General features: G+C 68.9%; 24 protein-coding genes. 19 read left to right on the plus strand and 5 right to left on the minus strand.

Annotated features, from left to right (window positions below):
• The first annotated feature begins 81 nt into the window (after positions 1–81).
• Together MFF64_RS19735 and MFF64_RS19740 are read left to right on the plus strand one after the other, a co-directional pair.
• Positions 82–453 (plus strand): hypothetical protein, encoded by a 372-nt coding sequence (locus MFF64_RS19735; protein WP_238192123.1) that lies wholly within the window; start codon positions 82–84, stop codon positions 451–453.
• A gap of 257 nt (positions 454–710) precedes the next feature.
• Complete coding sequence (locus MFF64_RS19740) at positions 711–1205, plus strand: hypothetical protein (RefSeq protein WP_238192125.1); 495 nt, start codon at positions 711–713, stop codon at positions 1203–1205.
• Positions 1206–1367: 162 nt separating this feature from the next.
• On the opposite strand, the gene MFF64_RS19745 is transcribed toward MFF64_RS19740, so the two are convergent.
• A complete protein-coding gene (locus MFF64_RS19745; protein ID WP_238192127.1) occupies positions 1368–1643 on the minus strand; it encodes a hypothetical protein in 276 nt (91 codons plus the stop codon).
• 105 nt (positions 1644–1748) lie between these two features.
• Here MFF64_RS19745 and MFF64_RS19750 point away from each other — a divergent pair, with 105 nt between their 5' ends.
• The 12 genes from MFF64_RS19750 (at position 1749) to MFF64_RS19805 (ending at position 8648) form a co-directional block, all read left to right on the plus strand.
• Entirely contained in the window at positions 1749–2516 is a 768-nt protein-coding gene (locus MFF64_RS19750) for a S24/S26 family peptidase (protein ID WP_238192129.1), read from the plus strand.
• A 446-nt stretch (positions 2517–2962) separates the two neighbouring features.
• Positions 2963–3271, plus strand: a complete 309-nt coding sequence (locus MFF64_RS19755) for a hypothetical protein (protein ID WP_238192130.1) — start codon at positions 2963–2965, stop codon at positions 3269–3271.
• Entirely contained in the window at positions 3271–3474 is a 204-nt protein-coding gene (locus MFF64_RS19760; protein WP_238192133.1) for a hypothetical protein, read from the plus strand. The genes MFF64_RS19755 and MFF64_RS19760 overlap by 1 nt, the downstream gene beginning before the upstream one ends.
• Positions 3474–3776: a hypothetical protein gene (locus MFF64_RS19765; RefSeq protein ID WP_238192135.1), complete on the plus strand. Its 303-nt coding sequence runs from the start codon at positions 3474–3476 to the stop codon at positions 3774–3776. The genes MFF64_RS19760 and MFF64_RS19765 overlap by 1 nt, the downstream gene beginning before the upstream one ends.
• The gene (locus MFF64_RS19770; protein ID WP_207767907.1) at positions 3773–4528 is read left to right on the plus strand and encodes a hypothetical protein; all 756 of its coding nucleotides are present in this window, start codon (positions 3773–3775) and stop codon (positions 4526–4528) included. The genes MFF64_RS19765 and MFF64_RS19770 overlap by 4 nt, the downstream gene beginning before the upstream one ends.
• Entirely contained in the window at positions 4528–5238 is a 711-nt protein-coding gene (locus tag MFF64_RS19775; RefSeq protein WP_238192137.1) for a trna delta -isopentenylpyrophosphate transferase, read from the plus strand. Before MFF64_RS19770 ends, MFF64_RS19775 begins: the two co-directional genes overlap by 1 nt.
• A 2-nt stretch (positions 5239–5240) precedes the next feature.
• On the plus strand, positions 5241–5759 hold the full coding sequence (locus MFF64_RS19780; protein WP_238192139.1) for a hypothetical protein: 519 nt from the start codon (positions 5241–5243) through the stop codon (positions 5757–5759).
• On the plus strand, positions 5759–6169 hold the full coding sequence (locus MFF64_RS19785; RefSeq protein ID WP_238192141.1) for an HNH endonuclease signature motif containing protein: 411 nt from the start codon (positions 5759–5761) through the stop codon (positions 6167–6169). Before MFF64_RS19780 ends, MFF64_RS19785 begins: the two co-directional genes overlap by 1 nt.
• Before the next feature lie 55 nt (positions 6170–6224).
• Positions 6225–6911, plus strand: coding sequence for a hypothetical protein (locus MFF64_RS19790; RefSeq protein WP_238192143.1), 687 nt, complete (start codon positions 6225–6227; stop codon positions 6909–6911).
• Between the two features lie 236 nt (positions 6912–7147).
• On the plus strand, positions 7148–7594 hold the full coding sequence (locus tag MFF64_RS19795; RefSeq protein ID WP_238192145.1) for a hypothetical protein: 447 nt from the start codon (positions 7148–7150) through the stop codon (positions 7592–7594).
• A gap of 8 nt (positions 7595–7602) precedes the next feature.
• Positions 7603–8331, plus strand: coding sequence for a DnaJ-like cysteine-rich domain-containing protein (locus tag MFF64_RS19800; RefSeq protein ID WP_238192147.1), 729 nt, complete (start codon positions 7603–7605; stop codon positions 8329–8331).
• 56 nt (positions 8332–8387) lie between these two features.
• Complete coding sequence (locus MFF64_RS19805) at positions 8388–8648, plus strand: pyocin activator PrtN family protein (protein WP_238192150.1); 261 nt, start codon at positions 8388–8390, stop codon at positions 8646–8648.
• Here the strand turns inward: MFF64_RS19805 and MFF64_RS19810 are convergent.
• Positions 8633–9721, minus strand: a complete 1089-nt coding sequence (locus tag MFF64_RS19810) for a tyrosine-type recombinase/integrase (RefSeq protein WP_238192151.1) — start codon at positions 9719–9721, stop codon at positions 8633–8635. The two genes, MFF64_RS19805 and MFF64_RS19810, sit on opposite strands and share 16 nt — an antisense overlap.
• Before the next feature lie 130 nt (positions 9722–9851).
• On the opposite strand from MFF64_RS19810, the gene dusA reads away from it, so the two are divergent.
• Positions 9852–10886, plus strand: a complete 1035-nt coding sequence (gene dusA, locus MFF64_RS19815; RefSeq protein ID WP_099907485.1) for a tRNA dihydrouridine(20/20a) synthase DusA — start codon at positions 9852–9854, stop codon at positions 10884–10886.
• A gap of 90 nt (positions 10887–10976) precedes the next feature.
• Positions 10977–13085 carry a glycogen debranching protein GlgX gene (glgX, locus tag MFF64_RS19820; RefSeq protein WP_099907489.1) on the plus strand — a complete coding sequence of 703 codons (2109 nt, stop codon included), beginning with the start codon at positions 10977–10979 and terminating at the stop codon, positions 13083–13085.
• A gap of 144 nt (positions 13086–13229) precedes the next feature.
• Here the strand turns inward: glgX and MFF64_RS19825 are convergent, their stop codons facing one another.
• From MFF64_RS19825 to folE, 3 genes are all read right to left on the minus strand, one after another.
• A complete protein-coding gene (locus MFF64_RS19825) occupies positions 13230–14753 on the minus strand; it encodes an acetate--CoA ligase (protein WP_099907483.1) in 1524 nt (507 codons plus the stop codon).
• A 145-nt stretch (positions 14754–14898) separates the two neighbouring features.
• Entirely contained in the window at positions 14899–15321 is a 423-nt protein-coding gene (hisI, locus tag MFF64_RS19830; protein WP_099907481.1) for a phosphoribosyl-AMP cyclohydrolase, read from the minus strand.
• A complete protein-coding gene (gene folE, locus MFF64_RS19835) occupies positions 15318–15977 on the minus strand; it encodes a GTP cyclohydrolase I FolE (RefSeq protein WP_099907479.1) in 660 nt (219 codons plus the stop codon). The genes hisI and folE overlap by 4 nt, the downstream gene beginning before the upstream one ends.
• Positions 15978–16243: 266 nt before the next feature.
• Here folE and MFF64_RS19840 point away from each other — a divergent pair, with 266 nt between their 5' ends.
• From MFF64_RS19840 to thrS, 3 genes are all read left to right on the plus strand, one after another.
• A complete protein-coding gene (locus MFF64_RS19840; RefSeq protein WP_099907477.1) occupies positions 16244–16702 on the plus strand; it encodes an iron-sulfur cluster assembly scaffold protein in 459 nt (152 codons plus the stop codon).
• Positions 16699–17016 carry a membrane protein insertion efficiency factor YidD gene (gene yidD / locus MFF64_RS19845; protein WP_099907475.1) on the plus strand — a complete coding sequence of 106 codons (318 nt, stop codon included), beginning with the start codon at positions 16699–16701 and terminating at the stop codon, positions 17014–17016. The genes MFF64_RS19840 and yidD overlap by 4 nt, the downstream gene beginning before the upstream one ends.
• Before the next feature lie 161 nt (positions 17017–17177).
• Positions 17178–19190 (plus strand): threonine--tRNA ligase, encoded by a 2013-nt coding sequence (gene thrS, locus MFF64_RS19850; RefSeq protein ID WP_238192155.1) that lies wholly within the window; start codon positions 17178–17180, stop codon positions 19188–19190.
• The last annotated feature ends 159 nt before the right edge of the window (positions 19191–19349 follow it).

The raw sequence follows: 19349 nt of genomic DNA on the forward strand, positions 1-19349 counted from the left end.
ATTGGAGGACTTGCGGGGGCCCGGGGTGATCAGCGCAAGGGCTCGCTTCAAGAGCTCGCTGCGCGGTGGGGATGTGTTCGGTTGATCGACAACGTGAACCGTCGCGAGCGCCTTGCCGGGCACTTTGACGGGTGGGATGATCTGCACGGTCTCGCCGCGTTCCAGCGCGGCGAGCACCAGCAGGATCGTATCTTCATGGAGCGCGAGGCGTTCGCACGCCTCCTGCAGAGCAACGAGGTTGCCGAGAGCGACGTGGAACTGCCGAGCATCGTGCAGCGTCCACGCTGCCGCCGGGCCCATCATGGCGACGAGGTTCTGCGCGGCCGCATCACGCTCTTCGAGCACGGGCCGCACGATTTCGAGCGCGTAAGCGCATTGCGTGAAATTGAACGGCTGCCCCTTCATCGGGACACCCGAAACAGCGTCACCCAGCCGTCGGACAGGCAGACCTGACAGCGGCCGTCGTCCCGGAGGCGATAGCGGATCTTGCGGCTCTGCTCCCTCATCGGCGTCTCCAGCGGTGGAAAAGGTGCGCCCGGCCCCCGGACGGGGGCGAAACGGGTTCGGGCGCGCACGTCGGAGGGCCCGACGTGAGGGGTGGGGGCCGCGCCTACGCGCGGGCTCCGATCGGAAGACGATGTGCAGTCACCGGGCGGCGGACAGGTCGCGCGCGCCGCCCGGCGCCGCTACCATGGGGCTGTCGAGACACCATGGAGATCGTGATGAGCATGCTAGAAGCGATGTCTCCGCCCGAAGCTGTGAATGCAGCAAGGCACTCGGAGATTACCAGCTTCTTTGTCGGGTTTTCGGTCGACAATAGGGGGTTGCTTCTGTTGTTGCTCATCAACGGACGCGAACGGCGACCGTGTTTCTTTGCAACTCCAATCGTAAGCGCGTTGTGTGAGGACATCGAGCAAACAGCCCACTTGCGTGGCTGGACGATCGCGTACCCTACTGAAGACATACAGCCGATCGACGCCGATTGGGACGACTCGCAGAACATGAAAGTCGTGACTGGATGCAGGCTGTTCTCATTCAGCGACGCACTCATTATTGCTCTCCAATTGGAGGGCAAAGAGATTGCTGTTCATCGCTGGAGAGGGGAGCACGCGCGAGGATTTGCTGAGGGTGTCCTTCACGAAATTGACAGTGGGCGTTTTCGAGATGCGCACAGCGAGACACCTCCGACGTCTTCTCGCCATTGAGGCGGGGCACCCCGAAGCCGAGGAAGCGGGAGGGGAGCGGGGTGCGGTCTGTGGAGCGCACCTCCTTTGACAGCGTAGCGGAGACCTGCCGCGCCTCAGCATTACGGAGAGCGTCGATCCGCCCACCGATCCGCCGATCCAGCCAGGAGAGGAGGAGCCGGATCATGCGGCCGCTCCACTCTGCTCGGGGAGGGAGGCGGGCGCGGGCGAGCGCGGCGGACGCAAGATTCCTTCGGGCCAAGCCACGGAGTCGGGCCAGTGATCCGAGAAGAACTGCATGGCGCGCTCGTAGCGACCGAGGAGGAGGTCCCGTCCGCCTTCGATGACGTCGAGCTTGTTGGTATCCTGGAACAGGCGCCAGCTGACGGTGGTGCGCTTCAAACGAAGCGCCTCGCCGTACAGGCTCGCCAGCTTGAGGATGTTCTCTCTGCCGCTCATGCGAAGGGGTCCGATCTCACCCCTGCAGGATCGGTAAAAATACCGGCGATGTCAACGGCCTTCTTACCGGTTCTCCCCGGCAAGCCGAGCGGTCAGATTACCGCCATGGAACTCGCCGACATCCTCTCCCGTATCGAGCGCCGCCTTCAGGCAGTTGGCATGTCCGAACACGCTGCCGGCACCGCGGCCGGCAAGCCCGACGCGATCCGCAACCTGCGACGCGCGCTTGAGAAGGATGGGCGCCAGGGCGTGAGCACCGCCACGCTGAACGCACTCGCGCCCGTTCTTCGGACCACCCCGGTATGGCTCTTCGCTGGTGTGGGCAGAGAAGACATTGATGGCGCGACCGAAAGCAAGCGACCCGACGTATCTGAAGACCAAGTCGAAGAGCTTGTGCCTGTAAGCCAGAGAAGCGTTCAGGTGTTGTACGGCGGCTTTGTAGAGGCCGGATCGTTTCGAGAAATATCGGAGTTTACCGATGTGGACCCCGAGAAGATCTACCTCCCGCCTGACAAGGACCACCCGCGCGTTCGGCAAATTGCCTTCGATGTAAAGGGCGAGTCCATGAATGACCTCAAGCCTCGCCCCATCCTGCCAGGCGATCGGGTCATCACTCTCGATTACGAAGGGCTAGGCGGTCGCGTCGCGCTGCACACTGGGATGGTCGTGGTCGTTCAGCAATCCCTTGAGGGCGGGCATTTGGTTGAGCGCTCAATCAAGCAGCTCGAGGTCTACGAGGACCGCTACGAGTTCCATCCTCGCTCAACATTGAAGCGTCACAAGCCAATCATCGTTAGGCATGACATGGAAGCGGACGATGGGCGAGAGGTTCGGATCCTAGCATGGGCCAGGAATGTACTGAACTATCTCTAGTTCAACTTCAGGGACTATCGGCGCGTCAAAGTAGGAAAGCAGGCGAGAGACTTTCCCCGAGCAGAGCTTGCAATCGAAATGTATATGCGCCGCCATTTTCTGCACTTTACGATCGATTTCTGCCCGATTTCTACGGATGCAGCCAAGTGAAATTATAGGACGCTCTTCGGCCATACAGCCGACGCATCGAACGCGGAGTTTAAGGCGTACTTCGGATAAACAGGCATCATCGCGCGGTTCGCCCCTCATTGCCCACGCCTCAACGCTGGATGTTCCTATTACGTTCCGCTTTGACCTTGGGTGTCAAGGCAGGGTGCGCAACTTTCCCGCCCGCCCTAGGGTGGAAAGTGGATCGCTATCGCCGGTTTTTTTACCGGAAAGAGCTTGACCCGGTATAATTACCGGAGCAATCTCCCTCCATCGCCACCCCGCGATGGACCCTGCCGATGCACCGCTCCCTCAACATCCTCGATGCCGAGCTTGTCCGCCATCGGGCGCTGAACGCTGCTCCGCCGACCGAGTTGCTCCCGCACCTCGCCGCGCAGCACTACCGCGCCCAGCGTGACCGTCGGGACACTCATCGCATCCCGCACATCGACGCTGACGCTCGGCTCCGCGCGGCGCGCAACGAGTTGGCGGCCGGCCTGGACCACCTCATCGCGAACGCCGCCCTAGCGGCCGGGGCGGTCGCTGCCCTCGTCGGGCTCTGCGCCTCAGCGCAGGTCGTTGCGCTCTTCGTCGGAGGCGTCCTCTGATGCGCCCCGACATTCACTTCGACGATCCCCTGCCATCCTTCCTGACGCGCGAGGCGCCCCCGCCACCGGCCAACGGCGGCCTGGACAGCGCGGCTGACGCGGCCACCGCCAGCGTGATCGCCGGCATCATCATTCTCGGGCTGCTGACCGCCGCCTGCATCATGCTCGGCGTCGCCGCCTTCATGATCCTGCGGGGCGTGTGATGGCGCATCCTGACAGCATCCGCGCCTTCGGGCGCTTCGAGGCGGCCCGTGCTGCTGGCGCCTCGACCTCGACGCCGCCGGTAGAGTGGTTCGCCGGTCGGCTGAAGCGCCGGGCCGCCGAACGCGCCGCGCGGCTGGAGGAGGCTCGCGCCGCCCGCGGTCCGATCTCGGCAGCTTCGGTCGACGCGGCCTGCGAGGCAATCCGGACCACGGTCAGCCGGGCGGTCGACGAGGCATGCGCCGGCGGCGAGCGGGCTGACATCGAGCGCTGGAACGCCGCGGCCAAGCGGAGGCGCCAGTGAGTGCCGCGCCCGCCCTGGCTGCAATGGGCCACAACGGCGGCCCCGCCCTGACGCCGTTCGAGGTCTCGTGCGACGAGATTGATGCCCTCTGCGCCGAGGCGCGGCACTGGCTCGACGCTGGCGGGATCAAGACGCAGGTCGACGCCGACAGCGTGTCAAAGCTGCTCGACCTGCTCCGCAAGGCGATCAAGCGAGCGGACGAGCGCCGCGCCGCCGAGGCGAAGCCGCTCGACGACGCCAAGGCCGAGATCCAGGCGCGCTACGGCGCGCTGATCCAGGACAACAAATCCGGGAAGGGTCGGGCGGTGCTCGCCGTCGAGGTCTGCAAGGCAGCCCTGACGCCCTGGCTCGAGCGGCAGGAGGCCGAGAAGCGGGCCGCCGCCGAGGCAGCGCGGCGCGAGGCTGACGAGCGGGCTCGGCAGGCGGCGCTGGCGCTGCAGCTGAGCAAGCCGTCCGACCTCGAGGAGCGCGAGCACGCCGAGGACCTGGCGCAGGAGGCGCGCCGCGCGGAGATCACTGCCGGGCGGGCGGAGAAGGATCGCGCCAGCGCCCGCGGCGGCACTCGCGCCGTCACCCTCCGCACGACCTACCGAGCGGAGATCACGGACGAGACCGCGTTCGCGCGCTGGGCCTGGGCGAACTGCCGGGCCGACATCTCGGCCGCCCTGGCCGGTATCGCCAGCCGCCAGGTTGCCGCCGGCACCCGCGGCATCCCCGGTGTCACCATCCACGAAGAGCGGAAGGCTGTCTGATGAGCGCCGAGTCCGACAAGCAGATCGCGGACATCTTGCAGACCTACGGCGAGCCGCTGGCCGGCAACGTGTGGCGCGTGCAGGGCACGGCGGTCATCTACCACAAGACCCTCGAGCGGATCGCGGCGCAGGCGCGCATCGCCTTTGGCCCGCCCGAGGTCCTGCGCGCTGAGCGCGATGAGGCTGTGATCCTCGTAACTGGGGAGATGCAGCTGGCGAACGACGTTGGGACGCGCCGGGAATGGTCGATCGGCGAGGCGCTGATCGGCGTGAACTACCGCGTCTCGGGCAAGCAGGCGGCCTACGTCTTCGCCATGGCGGAGAAGCGGGCCAAGGACCGGGTGATCCTGAAGCTCATCGGCTTGCACGGCCTGCTCTACTCCGAGGACGAGGCCGACGAGTTCAAGCCGACGCGCGACCCCCAGCAGCAGACCCGCCGTGACGCCGGGGAGCCGCCATTGGCTGATGATTCGGCCTCGCAGCGTGATCCAGCGAACGACGACAGCCCTCAGGCCGTCGAGGCTCGGCTGCGCGCCAAGATCGACGCGGCCGGCAGCATCAATGCTGTCACCGACCTGATGCTCGCGCCGGAGACGCAGGCGGATCTCGCCTATCTCGCGCCTGGCTTGCGTGACGAGCTGCGCGAGCACGCCAAGACCCGCCTCGTCGCCCTCGGCTGGCCGGCCCGCTCGAACCGGAAGGGAGCCTAGCCATGAGTGCTCTGCTGCCGGTCGAGTTCACGTGGACGGGCGATGCGATGCAGCCGGCGGGCCGGTTCAGCGGCCTCTGCGATCGGCAGTTCGTGATCGGCGAGCGCTACATCTTCGTCGAGCAGGAGGAGCGCAGCAGCAAATCCCATGCCCACTACTTCGCCTGCGTTCGAGACGGGTGGTCGAGCCTGCCGGAGCATCTGGCGGATCGTTTCCCCTCGCCGGACCACCTGCGCAAGTGGGCGCTCATCAAGGCCGGCTTCCGGGACGAGGTGACCTTCGTCGCGTCCTCGAAGGCCGAGGCGGCGCGGATCGCTGCTTTTCTGCGCCCGGTAGACGACAGCTCCGTGGTCCGGGTGAAGGACGGTGTCGTGGTCCGCTGGACGGCCAAAAGCCAGTCCATGCGCGCCATGGGCAAGGAGGATTTTCAGCGGTCCAAGGATGCGGTGCTCGCCGTCATCGACGAGCTGATCGGCACCGCGCCCGGCACGCTGTCCCGCGAGGCAGGGAAGGCTGCCTGATGGCCCGGACGAACTTCACGAAGAAGGTCCAGCGCCAGGCGATCGAGCGCGCCGCCGGCCAGTGCGAAGGCCTGCTGCCAACCGGCGAGCGTTGCCCGTGCCGCCTGCAGATTGGTCGGTTCGAGGTCGACCACGTCGTGCCGGACGCGATCGGCGGTCCGTCGATCCTCTCGAACGCCCAGGTCCTCTGCACCGACTGCCACGACCGCAAGACGCAGGGCGACCGCAAGCGGATCGACAAGGCCAAGCGCCAAGCGGATGCGCACCTCGGCATCAAGGATCCGCACGCGCGCCCGATCGCCGGCGGCCAGCCACTGCCTTCGGGCCGGCCGGCGCGGCGCGCGACTGCCCCGCTGAGCAAGCAGCTTCCACCCCGCCGATCCCTCTATGTGTCGGAGCCACGCCGATGATCCTCGCCGGGCTGTGGCCGTCCCCCGCCCTCCCTCGCACAGAGGAGAGGAGCCGGTGACGGATCGTCCGATCATCTTCAGCGGGCCGATGGTCCGCGCCCTGCTCGCCGACAGCAAGACGCAAACGCGGCGGGTGCTCAAGAAGCAGGACTGGCCCGAGGGCGTGGTCAGGCTCTACCCGCATCAGACGGAAGGCGTGCCGTGCCTGCCTGGCGATCGCCTCTGGGTTCGCGAAGTCGTTGCGGCAGGCGCCTGCTGTGATCTGCCGCCGGCTCAGTGGGCGCCATCGTTCTGGCGGCGCGAGCAGGGATCACCCGCGAACCGGAATGGTCTCTGGTACGCGGCGGATGGCCTCTCGCCGGACCACCCCATCACGGATCGCGGACGCTGGCGGCCCAGCATCCACATGCCCCGTTGGGCGTCCCGCCTCACACTCGCTGTGTGTGAGGTACGTGTCGAGCGGCTTCATGACATCACGGAACAGGCCGCCAGCGCCGAGGGCGTCTGTCACTTCGTAGAGCAGCATAGCGGTTCAGCCTCATGGGATGGGCTGTCGAGCGCCGATCGCACGGCCCTCGTGCGCCAGATCTACGGGTCGTCGCTAAAAGCGTTCCAGCACCTCTGGGAGACCTTGCACGGCCCAGACTCCTGGGCGGCTAACCCCTGGGTCGCCGCCATCAGCTTCCGCGTCACCCCCGCCAACATCGACACCCTGCCGGAGCAGGCGGGAGGGCAGGCGTGAAGGCCGCTGCTCTGGTCCTCTTCGCGGCCGGTGCCGACTGGCTCATCTACAGCTTGGCGCTGAACTTAACAGTTAGATCAGATCGGCGCTGTGGCTGTGCTATTCGATCAAGTTGAAGGAACGGACGCGCAATGGAGCGGGACCGAACAGCGAACACGACGCACCCCGAACGGCTGACCGCGCTCCTCAGTGCCGAGCCCGCCGACGTCCTCCCCTCTTCGCCGCGGAGTCGCGCCATGACGATCTTCGACGACGCCCGCGCGGAGATTGACGCCGTAGAGGCCCGCATCGCGGCCCGGCAGCTGATGACCTGCAAGCACTGGCGCGGGCCGCTCGGCCAGCCGCCATGCGGCGCCGGCGTCGATGTTGTCGCCCGGGCTGGCCCCCGTAGGCTGCCGGGTTGGGTCGACCGAGTCCCATGCCGCGACGCCGCGTTTCCGGCCTTCACCTGCGACCTGAAGATGACTCCCACGTCGGCGGAGATTGAGGAGAGCAAGCGCGAGGCCGGCGAGGCTTTCAGCCGTGTCTCGGCCGTGATGCGCGCCCTGCCGGCCGACAAGTCGATCGCTCACGGCGAGGTGCCGTGCCCGAAATGCGCCGGCCCGGTGCGCTGGGAGCGCTCGCCCGTCAACGGCCACGTCCGGGCGGCCTGTGCCGAGGGTTGCGTCTCTTTCATCCAGTAGGAGCGGACATGACCACCATCACCGTTACCTGCGCCACCTGCTCCGGCACCGGCTGGGCCACCCATGAGGACCGGCACACTGAAACGAACCGGGACGTCTGCCGGGTTTGCGGCGGGGAAGGGAAGGTGCCGGCTCGCCCGGGTGAGGCCCGGGAGACCTCGTGGCCGTTCGCGGTGCCGGAGGCGCGGGTGTCCGGACCCGAGATCGTCCGGCACGTGCGCACCGGCGGCCTGTACGAGGTGCTGTTCCGCTGTGCCAGGGTGCGGACCCTTGAGCCGCTGAAAGATTACGACCTTGTCTGGGTACATCAATGCACCAGAACCGGCCAAGTCATGCTGTCACCCCACAGAACTGTGCCGGACGAGTATACGCTTCTCTACGTGGCCGCGATCCAGGCCGGCGCGCCACTCTCCGATGGAGTCGATGCCGTCGTCTACCGCGCCCTGAATGGTAACCTCGCATGGGCCCGTTCGACCGCTGAGATGAACGACGGACGGTTTGAGCCCACCGACGCCGTCGGACCGAACCCAGCCGCTCGCGTCGCCGAGCTTGAGGCCGAGAACGCCCGCCTCCGCATCGCCATCCACGACGCCATCCGCCGGCCGCTCGGCGTCACGCCGGACAGTGCAGTGGAATTCTACAGCCCACGCATGGCGGACGAGGCGGAGGCGCGTCGGCCCCGGATGTCGGATCAGGCCCGCCCCGCACCGGTCCCCACAGATGGAGAGGAGGTCTGACGATGCCGCGCGCCCGAGCTTCCACCACCGTCATTCCCGTCGCGAGGCCCGAGCCCATGAACACCGCGTTCCTCCTGCTGGCGCAGTACGGCGGCGCCGCGGTGATCCCGATCGAAGCGGTATGCCGGGACTACTTCTCGCACCTGACGCCCGAGAAGCTGGTGCGGAAGATCTCCGCCGGAGAGATCGCCTTGCCGCTGGTCCGCATCGAGGCGAGCCAGAAATCGGCCAAGGGCGTCCACCTGAACGACCTAGCGCGCTGGGTCGACGATCGGGCCGAGGCCGCGCGCAAGGAGTGCCGTCAGCTCTGCGGCTGATCGGCCGCGGTGACCACCGCAAGCCAGGGCCAGCCGGCGTACCGATCGCCCGCCTTCCGGATGTGCGTGTAGCGCTGAAGCGACGACCAGCTTTTGTGGCCGGAGACCGAAGCCGCCAGCGGCACGGTCCGGCCCATCTCGAACAGCCGCGAGACACCCTCGTGGCGCAGATCGTGGAACGTGAGATCGTCGATCCCCAGGAAGGCGCAGGCCCGGGTGAACGCCGCCGAGATCGCGTCGGTGGTGTAGGGAAAGATCCGATCGCCGGCACGAGGCTGCGCCTGGACGATCCGCAGCGCCTCCGGCGGCAACTCGCACCAGACGTCGTTCCCGATTTTCTGCCCCGGGTTCTTCATATCCCGGACCAGCACCCGCGACCCCTCCTCGTCGAGGTCGGCCCAAGCGATGCGGGTGATCTCCTCCTGACGCCGCGTCGAGAACAGCGCGAACGCGACGATCGCCTGCATAGGCAGGCTACCGGGCCGCCGGTGCCGGACTCCACCGAAATGCGTCATCAACCGGTCCATCTCGTCGAGGGTCGGCCGACGGCTGCGCGACGCCGACTTCGCGACGAGACCCAGCTTGGACGTGACCTTCCGGGCGTCCTGCATGCTCGAGGGGTCGAGCTGATAGCCCCAGGCCGCCTGCGCGATGGAGAACACGCTGCCGAGGTGGGCGAGGTAGTTCGCGACGGTCTGCGGCTGCCGGCCGGCTGATAGCTCGGTGGCGAACGCGACCACGTCGGCGCTGGTGATGGTCGAGCAGGGCTTGTCCGCGATGTCGAACGTCTTGATCGTCTTCAGCACCTGCGCCTTGGTGCGCCCCAGGGCGCGCCGGCTCTCGGCCACGTACCGGTCGATTGCCGCGCCGAGCGTCGGGTCCTCGGCCTTCTTGCCCGACACTGCCCCCGGCGCGGACAGTTCGCGCTCCCGCTTCGCGATCCAAGAGTTGGCGGCCGCCTTGCGATCGAACGTCTTCGTCTCGCGGTGGGTGGCGCCGTCCTGCCGGATCACCACCTGGGCGTGATATCCAGTCGATCCGTCCTTGCGCTTGCGCTCGACGATGGTTCCCACGATGCCCCCATGCGCGGTACAGCATGGGTCCCGGACGTACAGCATTGCTGTACATTCGACAAGAAACCGGCTCAAAACGCCGGAAACGGCTTCAAATCGTACAGCACGAGGGTCGGGTCAGGTGGTTGCCATGGTTGAAAAAACGAGCAATTTCAGTCCTTGGCGCTTTTCCATAGCCCCCATGATGGACTGGACCGACCGCCACTGTCGCGCCTTCCACCGCACCCTCTCGGCCCGTGCCCTGCTCTACACCGAGATGGTGACGACCGGCGCGGTGCTGCACGGGCCGCGGGAGCGGCTGATCGGCTTCGACGCGGCGGAGCATCCGGTGGCGATCCAGCTCGGCGGGTCGGATCCGGGCGACCTCGCGGCGGCGGCCCGCATCGCGGAAGGATTCGGCTATCGCGAGGTGAACCTCAATGTCGGCTGCCCCTCCGACCGGGTGCAGGACGGGCGCTTCGGCGCCTGCCTGATGCGCGAGCCGGCGCTCGTCGGCGAGTGCGTCGCCGCCATGAAGGCCGCGGTGTCGGTGCCGGTGACGGTGAAGTGCCGCATCGGCGTCGACGACCAGGACCCTGAGGCGGCCCTCGACGCACTGACGGCCGCGGTGCGCGCGGCCGGCGTCGACGCGCTCGTCGTCCATGCCCGCAAGGCCTGGCTCAAGGGCCTGTCGCCGAAGGAGAACCGGGACATCCCGCCGCTCGATTACGGCCGGGTCCATCGGCTCAAGCGCGCGAACCCGGACCTGCCGATCGCCCTCAACGGCGGATTGCAGGACCTCGCGACCGCCAAGCCCGAGCTGGAGCCGCGGGGCGGTATCAGTCTCGACGGGGTGATGCTCGGCCGCGCGGCCTATGCGGAGCCTTCCCTGCTGCTGGGCGTCGACCCCGAGCTGTTCGGAGAGCCGGCGCCGGTGGCCGATCCGTTCGCGGCGGTCGAGGCCTACGAGCCCTATGTCGCGGCCCGGCTCCGGGAGGGGGTGCGCCTGCACGCCATGACCCGGCACATGCTCGGCCTGTTCAACGGCCGCCCGGGCGCGCGGCCGTATCGCCGTCACCTCTCGGTCGCCGGCACGCGGTCCGACGCGGGCCTGCACACCTTGCGGGAGGCGGTCGCCCTCGTCTCCCGCGATACCTCCCGCGAGCCGGGGAGCGCGGCCGCCTGAGGACGGGGCGCACCGTCAGCTTGGCAGCCGGCCGGTCCGCGGGCATGCTCGGGACCGAATAGGCTCGCGCCCGAGGGAATGACGGACCGGATGATCGCACTCGATGACGGCGCCGCGGGCCCGCTCGGCGCCCATTTCGACGGGCGCGGGGTCAATTTCGCGCTGTTCTCCGCCCATGCCACGGCGGTGGACCTGTGCCTGTTCGATCCGACGGGTCGGATCCAGACCGACGTGGTCCGGCTGCCGCGGCGCACGGACGACGTCTGGCACGGCTATCTCTCCGGCGTGCTGCCGGGGCAGCTCTACGGCTATCGGGTGCATGGCCCCTGGGAGCCGGCGCGCGGCCACCGTTTCAACCCGCACAAGCTCCTGATCGACCCCTACGCCCGCGAGCTGCACGGCCGGGTGCGCTGGCACGACGCGCTCTACCCCTATCGCCGCGGCAGCCACCGCGAGGACGTGCTCGATCGGCGCGACAGCGCCCCGATGATGCCGAAGGGCGTGGTCACCGCGCCCGAGGCGCCGGTTCACGACGATCCGCCCCTGCGCCACCCTCTCGTCGACAGCGTGATCTACGAGGCCCATGTCCGGGCCCTGACCCAGACCCACCCGGACGTGCCGCTGCCCTGGCGCGGATCGTACGCCGCGCTCGGCCACCCGGCGATCGTCGATCACCTCGTGCGCCTCGGCGTCACGGCGATCGAGCTGCTGCCGATCCAGGCCTTCGTCGACGACCGCTTCCTGGTCGAGAAGGACCTGACGAACTTCTGGGGCTACTCCCCGCTCAACTATTTCTCCCCCGAACCGCGCTATCTCGGGCCCGCCGGCACCGCGGGCCTCAAGGCCGCGATCCGCCAGCTCCACGCCGCCGGCATCGAGGTGCTGATGGACGTGGTCTACAACCACACCTGCGAAGCCGACCATACCGGGCCGAGCCTGTCGTTCCGCGGCATCGACAATGCGAGCTACTACAAGCTGAATCCCGACGATCCGCGCCGCGACATCGACTGCACCGGCTGCGGCAACACCCTCGACGTGGCGGTGCCGCGGGTGATGCAGATGGTGCTCGATTCCCTGCGCCACTGGGTCGAGGCCTACCGGATCGACGGGTTCCGCTTCGACCTCGCCTCGAGCCTCGCCCGCGCCCCTCACGACTTCACGCCCCGCGCCGCGGTGCTGCAGGCGATGGCGCAGGACCCGCTCCTGTCGCGGGTGAAGCTCATCGCCGAGCCGTGGGACATCGGCATGGGCGGCTACCAGCTCGGCGGCTTCCCCGTCGGCTGGAGCGACTGGAACGACCAGTTCCGCGATGCGGCCCGCGGCTTCTGGCGCGGCGATGCCGGCCAGCTGCCGAAGCTGACGCAGGGGCTGACCGGCTCGAAGGAGATTTTTTCCGCCTCCGGCCGCGGGCCCTCGGCCAGCATCAACTTCATCGCCTCTCACGACGGCTACACGCTCGCCGACGTCGTCGCCTACGAGGAGAAGCACAACGAGGCCAACGGCGAGGGCAACCGCGACGGCCACGGCCACAACGTCTCGCGCAATTACGGCGCTGAGGGGCCGACCGACGATCCCGAGATCCTGGCGGTCCGGACGCGTCAGAAGCGCAATCTTCTGGCGACGATCCTGCTCGCCCAAGGCGTGCCGATGCTGCTGATGGGCGACGAGCGCTCGCGCAGCCAGGGCGGCAACAACAACGCCTACTGCCAGGACAACGCCACCTCCTGGGTCGATTGGGAGAATGACGGCGGTGACCCGGCCCTGACCGCCTTCGTGCGCAACCTGCTGGCACTCCGCCGCGACCATCGGGCCCTGCGCCGCCGCAAGTTCCTCACCGGCGAGACCGTGGCGTCCGGGGGATTGAGGGATGTGCACTGGCTCTCGCCCTGCGGCGCCGAGATGGATGACGGCGCCTGGGGCGATGGCGAGCGCAGGGCCTTCGGCATGCAGATCGGCAACGATGCCCCCGACGGGCGCCGGCTCCTGATCCTCGCCAATGCGGGGGAGGCGGCTCTGGACTTCCGCCTCGCCCCGGTGATCGGCGGGCCATGGACGCCGTTCTTTGACACCACGGTGTCGGACGGACGACCGGGCGGGCGGGAGAGCGTGAAGGCCGGCGGGGTCGTGCGGCTGCCCGAGCGCGCGCTCCTGGTCCTGGCGCGGAACACGGCGCGGGGGGTGAAGGTGGCCTCGCCGTAAGGGCCGGCTCTTGGGCGGCCTGCTCGGAGTCCTGGATGGTATCGCGCGGTCTGGAACGACGGACACCTCGTCATCATACATCCCACTCGCACCTCAGGACGAGGTCGCGGGTGGGATGACCACGCGATGGGCCGGAGCGGCCTCTCACCCCACCGCCAGCCGCTTGCGCTGCACCTTGCCGTTCGGGGTCCGCGGCAGCGTCTCCAGGAACACGACCTCGCGCGGGCACTTGTAGGCGGCCAGCCGCTCGCCGCACCAGGCGATGAGCGCGTCCCGCTGCGGTGCCGCGCCGGGCTTCGGGACCACGAAGGCGGCGATCACCCGCACGTCGTCGCGGACGGCCAACTCGGTCACCGCGACCTCCTGCACGTCGGGGTGCGCGATCAGCGCGCTCTCGACCTCGTTCGGCGACACCCGGTAGCCGAAGGCGTTCATGATGTCGTCGTTGCGGCCCTCGAACCAGACGTAGCCGTCGGCATCGAGGGAGGCGAGGTCGCCGCCCACGAACCAATCGCCCCGAATCACCGCCTCCTCCTCCTCCGGGCGGTTCCAGTAGCCGAGCATCAGCGCTGGATCGGAGCGGTGGATGGCCAAGAGCCCGACCTCGCCCGTCGGCAGCGGCTCCGGCGCGCCCTCGACGGGGAGGATCGCGACCCGTCGCCCCGGCTGCGGCCTGCCCGGGGAGCCGGGCTTGATCGGCACGAGCGGACTGGTGGAGATGTAGGTCGAGATCTCGCTCATCCCGAGCGCCTCGTAGAGCGGCGTGCCGGTGGTCTCCCGCCACTCGGCGAGGAGCTGGGGCGAGAGCGCCTCGCCCGCCGTGATGCCGTGGCGCAGGGACGAGAGGTCGTGGGCGCGAAGATCGGCGTATTTGAGGATCTGCCGGTACAGGCTCGGCACCGCCGCGAACAGGGTGGCGCGGTGGCGGGCGATCAGGGCCGGCCACAGGGAGGGATCGCGCCGGCCGTTGTAGAGCACCGTGGTGGCGCCCCGCGCCCAGGGGTCCTGGATGCCGACCCCGAGGGTGTAGGTCCAGTTCATGGTGCCGGCATGCAGCACCACGTCGTTCTCGCGCAGCCCGAGCCAGTGATCGTGCATCGGCCGCCGGCCCCAGATGGTGCGGTGGGCGTGCAGCACGCCTTTCGGCCGGCTGGTGGTGCCGGAGGTGTAGACGAGCGTTGCGGGATCGTCGGCGGCGGTGTCGGCGTAAGCCTCGAGGGGCGGCCCGGTACGCAGGCGGGCGATGTCGTCACGGCGAAGAATGATCCGGCCGCGGCAGGCCTCCGCGTCGAGAGGGCAGTCGTCGGCTGCCGCGATCACCGCGGCGCCGGAATCGTGCATCAGGAACGCCGCCTCGCCGGCGGTGAGCTGGGGCGAGGAGGGCTGAGCGACCAGCCCGGCGGCGAGGGCCGCGAAGTAGGTGATGACGTAATCCGCGTCGTTGCCCATGCGGATCATCACCCGGGCGCCCGCCGGCAGGCCGAGATCGCGCAACCCCGCCGCGACGCCCCGCACCGCCCGGTCGACTTCGGCGAAGGTCATGACGTCGGTCCGCCCCTCGTCGCCGACCATGACCAGCGCCGGCTTGTCGCCGCGCTCCCGGGCATTGGCCTCCAGGCAGTAGCGGGCGCCGTTGAAGCGGGGCGGCGGCTGGCGGTCGTCGGGCAAGGCATGGGCTCCGGGTGGGGTGTCCGGGACCTGTGCTAGCGCGGGGGCGGGGGTGGTGGCCAGGGGCTGGTGGCGGCCAGGGGCTGATGGCGGCCAGGGGCTTGGCAGCAGCCGTGCCCCGCAGGGCAGGACGATCGCGCGCCGCCTACGAGGGGCGGGACACCAGCGTCACCGCCCCGCTCCCGGCATCGTACGAGACGCCACGATAGAAGCAGTCCCGCCGCCCGGTATGGCAGCAGCCGCCATCGCCGCCGACGCGCACCCGCAGCAGCAGGGCGTCCTGGTCGCAATCGACCCGCATCTCGACGAGGGTCTGGATCTGCCCGCTGGTGGCGCCCTTGTGCCAGAGCTCGGCCCGCGAGCGCGACCAGTACCAGACCTCGCCGGTGGCGAGCGTCCGGGCCAGCGACTCGGCATTCATGTGGGCGAGCATCAGCACCGCGCCGCTGTCGGCATCGACCGCCAGCGCGGTGATCAGCCCGTCCGGTCCGAAGCGCGGCGTGAAGGTCTCGCCCTCCTCGAGGTCGCGCTTCGTGCCGGGAGCGGCGAAGGAGGGAAGCGGGTTCATCGCCGGTCGCGGACCAGGGTGAGGAAGCGGACCTGCTCGGTCGGGTCCTGCTTGAACACGCCGGTGAACTGGGTGGTGATGGTCGAGACGCCGGATTTCTGCACGCCGCGCATCGCCATGCACAGATGCTCGGCCTCCACCATCACGGCGACGCCGCGGGGATGCAGCACCGAATCGATCGTCTCGGCGATCTGCGCCGTCATCGTCTCCTGGGTCTGGAGGCGGCGAGCAAAGGCGTCGACGACGCGGGCGAGCTTCGACAGGCCGACGACGCCTCGGCGCGGGTAGTAGGCGATGTGGGCCTTGCCCATGAACGGCACCATGTGGTGCTCGCAATGGGAGTGGAAGGCGATGTCGCGCACCAGCACGATATCGGAATAGCCCTCGACCTCCTCGAACACCCGGTCGAGGATGGCGTCCGCGTCCTGGCGGTAGCCGCCGAAGATCTGCTCGTAAGCCTTCACTACCCGCTGCGGCGTCTCGAGCAGGCCCTCGCGCTCCGGGTCGTCGCCGGCCCAGCGCAGCAGGGTGCGCACGGCGGCCTCGGCCTCCTGGCGGGTGGGGCGCTCGGTGACGCGCTCCGGCCGGGGGGCGTCGCTGCGCTTGTCGGCCGCCTCCGGGGCCCGGACCGACAAGGACTTCAGCACCGCATCCATCACGCCTCCAACATCCGGGCCGCCAAGATCAGGGCCACCCCTGGGGGAGAGCCATGCCGGGACCAGAGATGCGCCCCGATCCGGCCGCGCCTCGCGCCGCCGGGCAACCGTGCCTATATCGGGAATCCGCCCGGTGCGCGCAATGCACCGGGCGCGCAGCAGGTCACCGCGTCCGAACCCATCGCTTCGTCAAGCCAAAGTCCGACCTGTCCGGTCAAGCCCGATTCGTCCGTCCCGCGGCCCCTCTCGTCCAAAGTACGAATGCCATGCTCGACGACATCTACAACGCCCGCATCCTCGCCCTCGCGGCGGACATCCCCCGCCTCGGCCGGCTGCCGCAGCCGGAGGCGAGCGCGTCCAAGCACTCGAAGCTGTGCGGCTCGACCGTGACGGTGGACCTCGTCACCGAGGGCGACACGGTCTCCGACTTCGCCCACGACGTGAAGGCCTGCGCGCTCGGCCAGGCCGCCTCCTCGCTGATGGCCCGCCACGTGGTCGGCGCCAGCGCCGAGGAGCTGCGGTCTCTCCGCGACACGGTGCGGCGGATGCTGAAGGAGGGCGGGCCGGCACCCGAGGGGAAGTTCGCCGATTTCGCGGTGCTGGAGCCGGTTCGGGACTTCAAGGCGCGCCACGCCTCGACGCTTCTGACCTTCGACGCGGTGGTGGACGCCCTCGACCAGATCGGCGCTAGGCGCGAGGCGAGGAGCGAGGCGGTGCCGGCGTGAGCCCGACCCGCCGCGCGGCGCATCTCGCCATCCGCGGCTACCAGCTGACCCTGTCGGGCCTCGTCGGACGCCAGTGCCGGCACTGGCCGTCCTGCTCGGCCTATACCGACGAGGCGATCCAGCGCCACGGCCTCTGGGCCGGCGGCTGGATGGGGTTCGCCCGCATCTGCCGCTGCGGCCCGTTCGGCACGAACGGCATCGATCTCGTGCCGGAGCTGCCGCCCGCCGGCGCCGCCTGGCACCGCCCCTGGGCCTATGCCCGGTGGCGCGGGGTCAACGCCCCGCCACCGCTCTGCGAGAGCGTCGAGGGCTGATCTCCTCGCCGATGCGAAGGCGCGGGGGTGTGTCTGTCATTTCCCGCCATCGCTGGTATACGGCGCCGGTCCGGTGCGCGGCAAAGCCCGCCGGACCTGTCCACCACCCGGCTTACCTGCACCGTGCGCAGGAGTGAGCCCCGAGGAGTCCTTAGAAGCCCATGCCGATCCTGACATTTCCCGATGGCGCCACGCGGTCCTACGACGGCGCCGTGACCGGCCGCGCCGTCGTCGAGGGCATCGCCAAGTCGCTGGCCAAGCGCACCGTGGCGATGGCGCTCGACGGCTCTGTCCGCGACCTCGACGACACGATCGCCGAGGACGTCCGCATCGAGTTCCTCGACCGCACCGATCCGCGGGCGCTGGAGCTGATCCGGCACGATTGCGCCCACGTGCTCGCCGAGGCGGTGCAGTCGCTGTGGCCGGAAACCCAGGTCACGATCGGACCAGTGATCGAGAACGGCTTCTACTACGACTTCCACCGCGAGACGCCGTTCTCGCCGGACGACTTTCCGGCGATCGAGGCGCGGATGCGCGAGATCATCGCCCGCGACGCTCCCTTCACCAAGGAGGTCTGGGCCCGCGACGACGTGCGCACGCTGTTCGCGGAGAAGCGCGAAAACTTCAAGGTCGAGCTCGTCGACGCGATCCCGCCGGGCGAGGACCTGCGGCTCTACCGCCAGGGCGAGTGGTTCGACCTCTGCCGCGGGCCGCACATGACCTCGACGGGCAAGGTCGGCACCGCCTTCAAGCTGATGAAGGTGGCGGGGGCCTATTGGCGCGGCGACTCGACGAAGCCGATGCTGAGCCGGATCTACGGCACGGCCTGGGCCAATCAGGCCGATCTCGACGCCTACCTCAACCGCCTCGCCGAGGCCGAGCGCCGCGACCACCGGAAGCTCGGCCGCGAGATGGACCTCTTCCACTTCCAGGAGGAGGGGCCGGGCGTGGTGTTCTGGCATCCGAAGGGCTGGACCCTGTTCCAGTCCCTCATCGCCTACATGCGCCGGCGCCTGAAGGGCGACTACCAGGAGGTCAACGCGCCGCAGATCCTCGACAAGGCCCTGTGGGAGACGTCCGGTCACTGGGACTGGTACCGGGAGAACATGTTCGTCACGAAGACCGAGGACGAGCGCGTCTTCGCGATCAAGCCGATGAACTGCCCCGGCCACGTGCAGATCTTCAAGCATGGGCTGAAATCCTACCGCGACCTGCCGCTGCGGCTCGCCGAGTTCGGCTCGGTCTCGCGCTACGAGCCCTCGGGGGCGCTGCACGGGCTGATGCGGGTGCGCGCCTTCACGCAGGACGACGCCCACGTCTTCTGCACCGAGGACCAGCTCGCGGCCGAGTGCCTGAAGATCAACGATCTGATTCTCTCCACCTACGCCGATTTCGGCTTCGACGAGATCGTGGTGAAGCTCTCGACGCGGCCGGAGAAGCGCGTCGGCTCGGACGCGCTGTGGGATCACGCCGAGGAGGTGATGACCCGGGTGCTGGCCCAGATCGAGGAGCAGTCGGGCGGGCGGATCAAGACCGCGATCAACCCCGGCGAGGGCGCCTTCTACGGGCCCAAGTTCGAGTACGTGCTGCGCGACGCGATCGGCCGCGACTGGCAGTGCGGCACCACGCAGGTCGACTTCAACCTGCCGGAGCGGTTCGGCGCCTTCTTCGTCGATGCCGACGGGCAGAAGAAGACCCCGGTGATGGTCCATCGCGCGATCTGCGGCTCGATGGAGCGCTTCACCGGTATCCTGATCGAGCACTTCGCCGGCCATTTCCCGCTCTGGCTGGCGCCGTTGCAGGTCGTGGTGGCGACGATCACCGGCGAGGCGGACCCTTACGCCCGCGAGGTCCTGAAGGCGGCGGATGCGGCGGGCCTGCGGGCCGAGGCCGATCTTCGCAACGAGAAGATCAACTACAAGGTCCGCGAGCATTCCCACGCCAAGGTGCCGGTGATGCTGGTCGTCGGCCGCAAGGAGGGCGAGGAGCGCACCGTCTCGATCCGCCGCCTCGGCAGCCCGCAGAGCCGCACCCTGCCGCTCGATCAGGCGCTCGCCGAGCTGGTCGCCGAGGCGACCTTCCCGGACCTGCGCCGCGCGCAGGCGGTGGCGGACAGCGTGCCGAGCGAGGGCGTGGCGCTCGACGGGCAGCACGGCGAAGCGCCGGTGCCGTAGCGTACCGGTTCGAACGGTCGTCCCGAGGGCACGGTTCGACGGGTCGCGCTGGAATCTCCCGCCCCTGCTGCGGAGGGTTTTGGTGCGACCTGACGGACCTCTCGGTGCGATCACGGCCCGACCGGCGGCGCGGATGACGCTCCACCGGTCAACCGGCGT

The sequence above is a fragment of the Methylobacterium frigidaeris genome, from assembly GCF_022179185.1.
GTDB classification, from domain to species: domain Bacteria; phylum Pseudomonadota; class Alphaproteobacteria; order Rhizobiales; family Beijerinckiaceae; genus Methylobacterium; species Methylobacterium frigidaeris.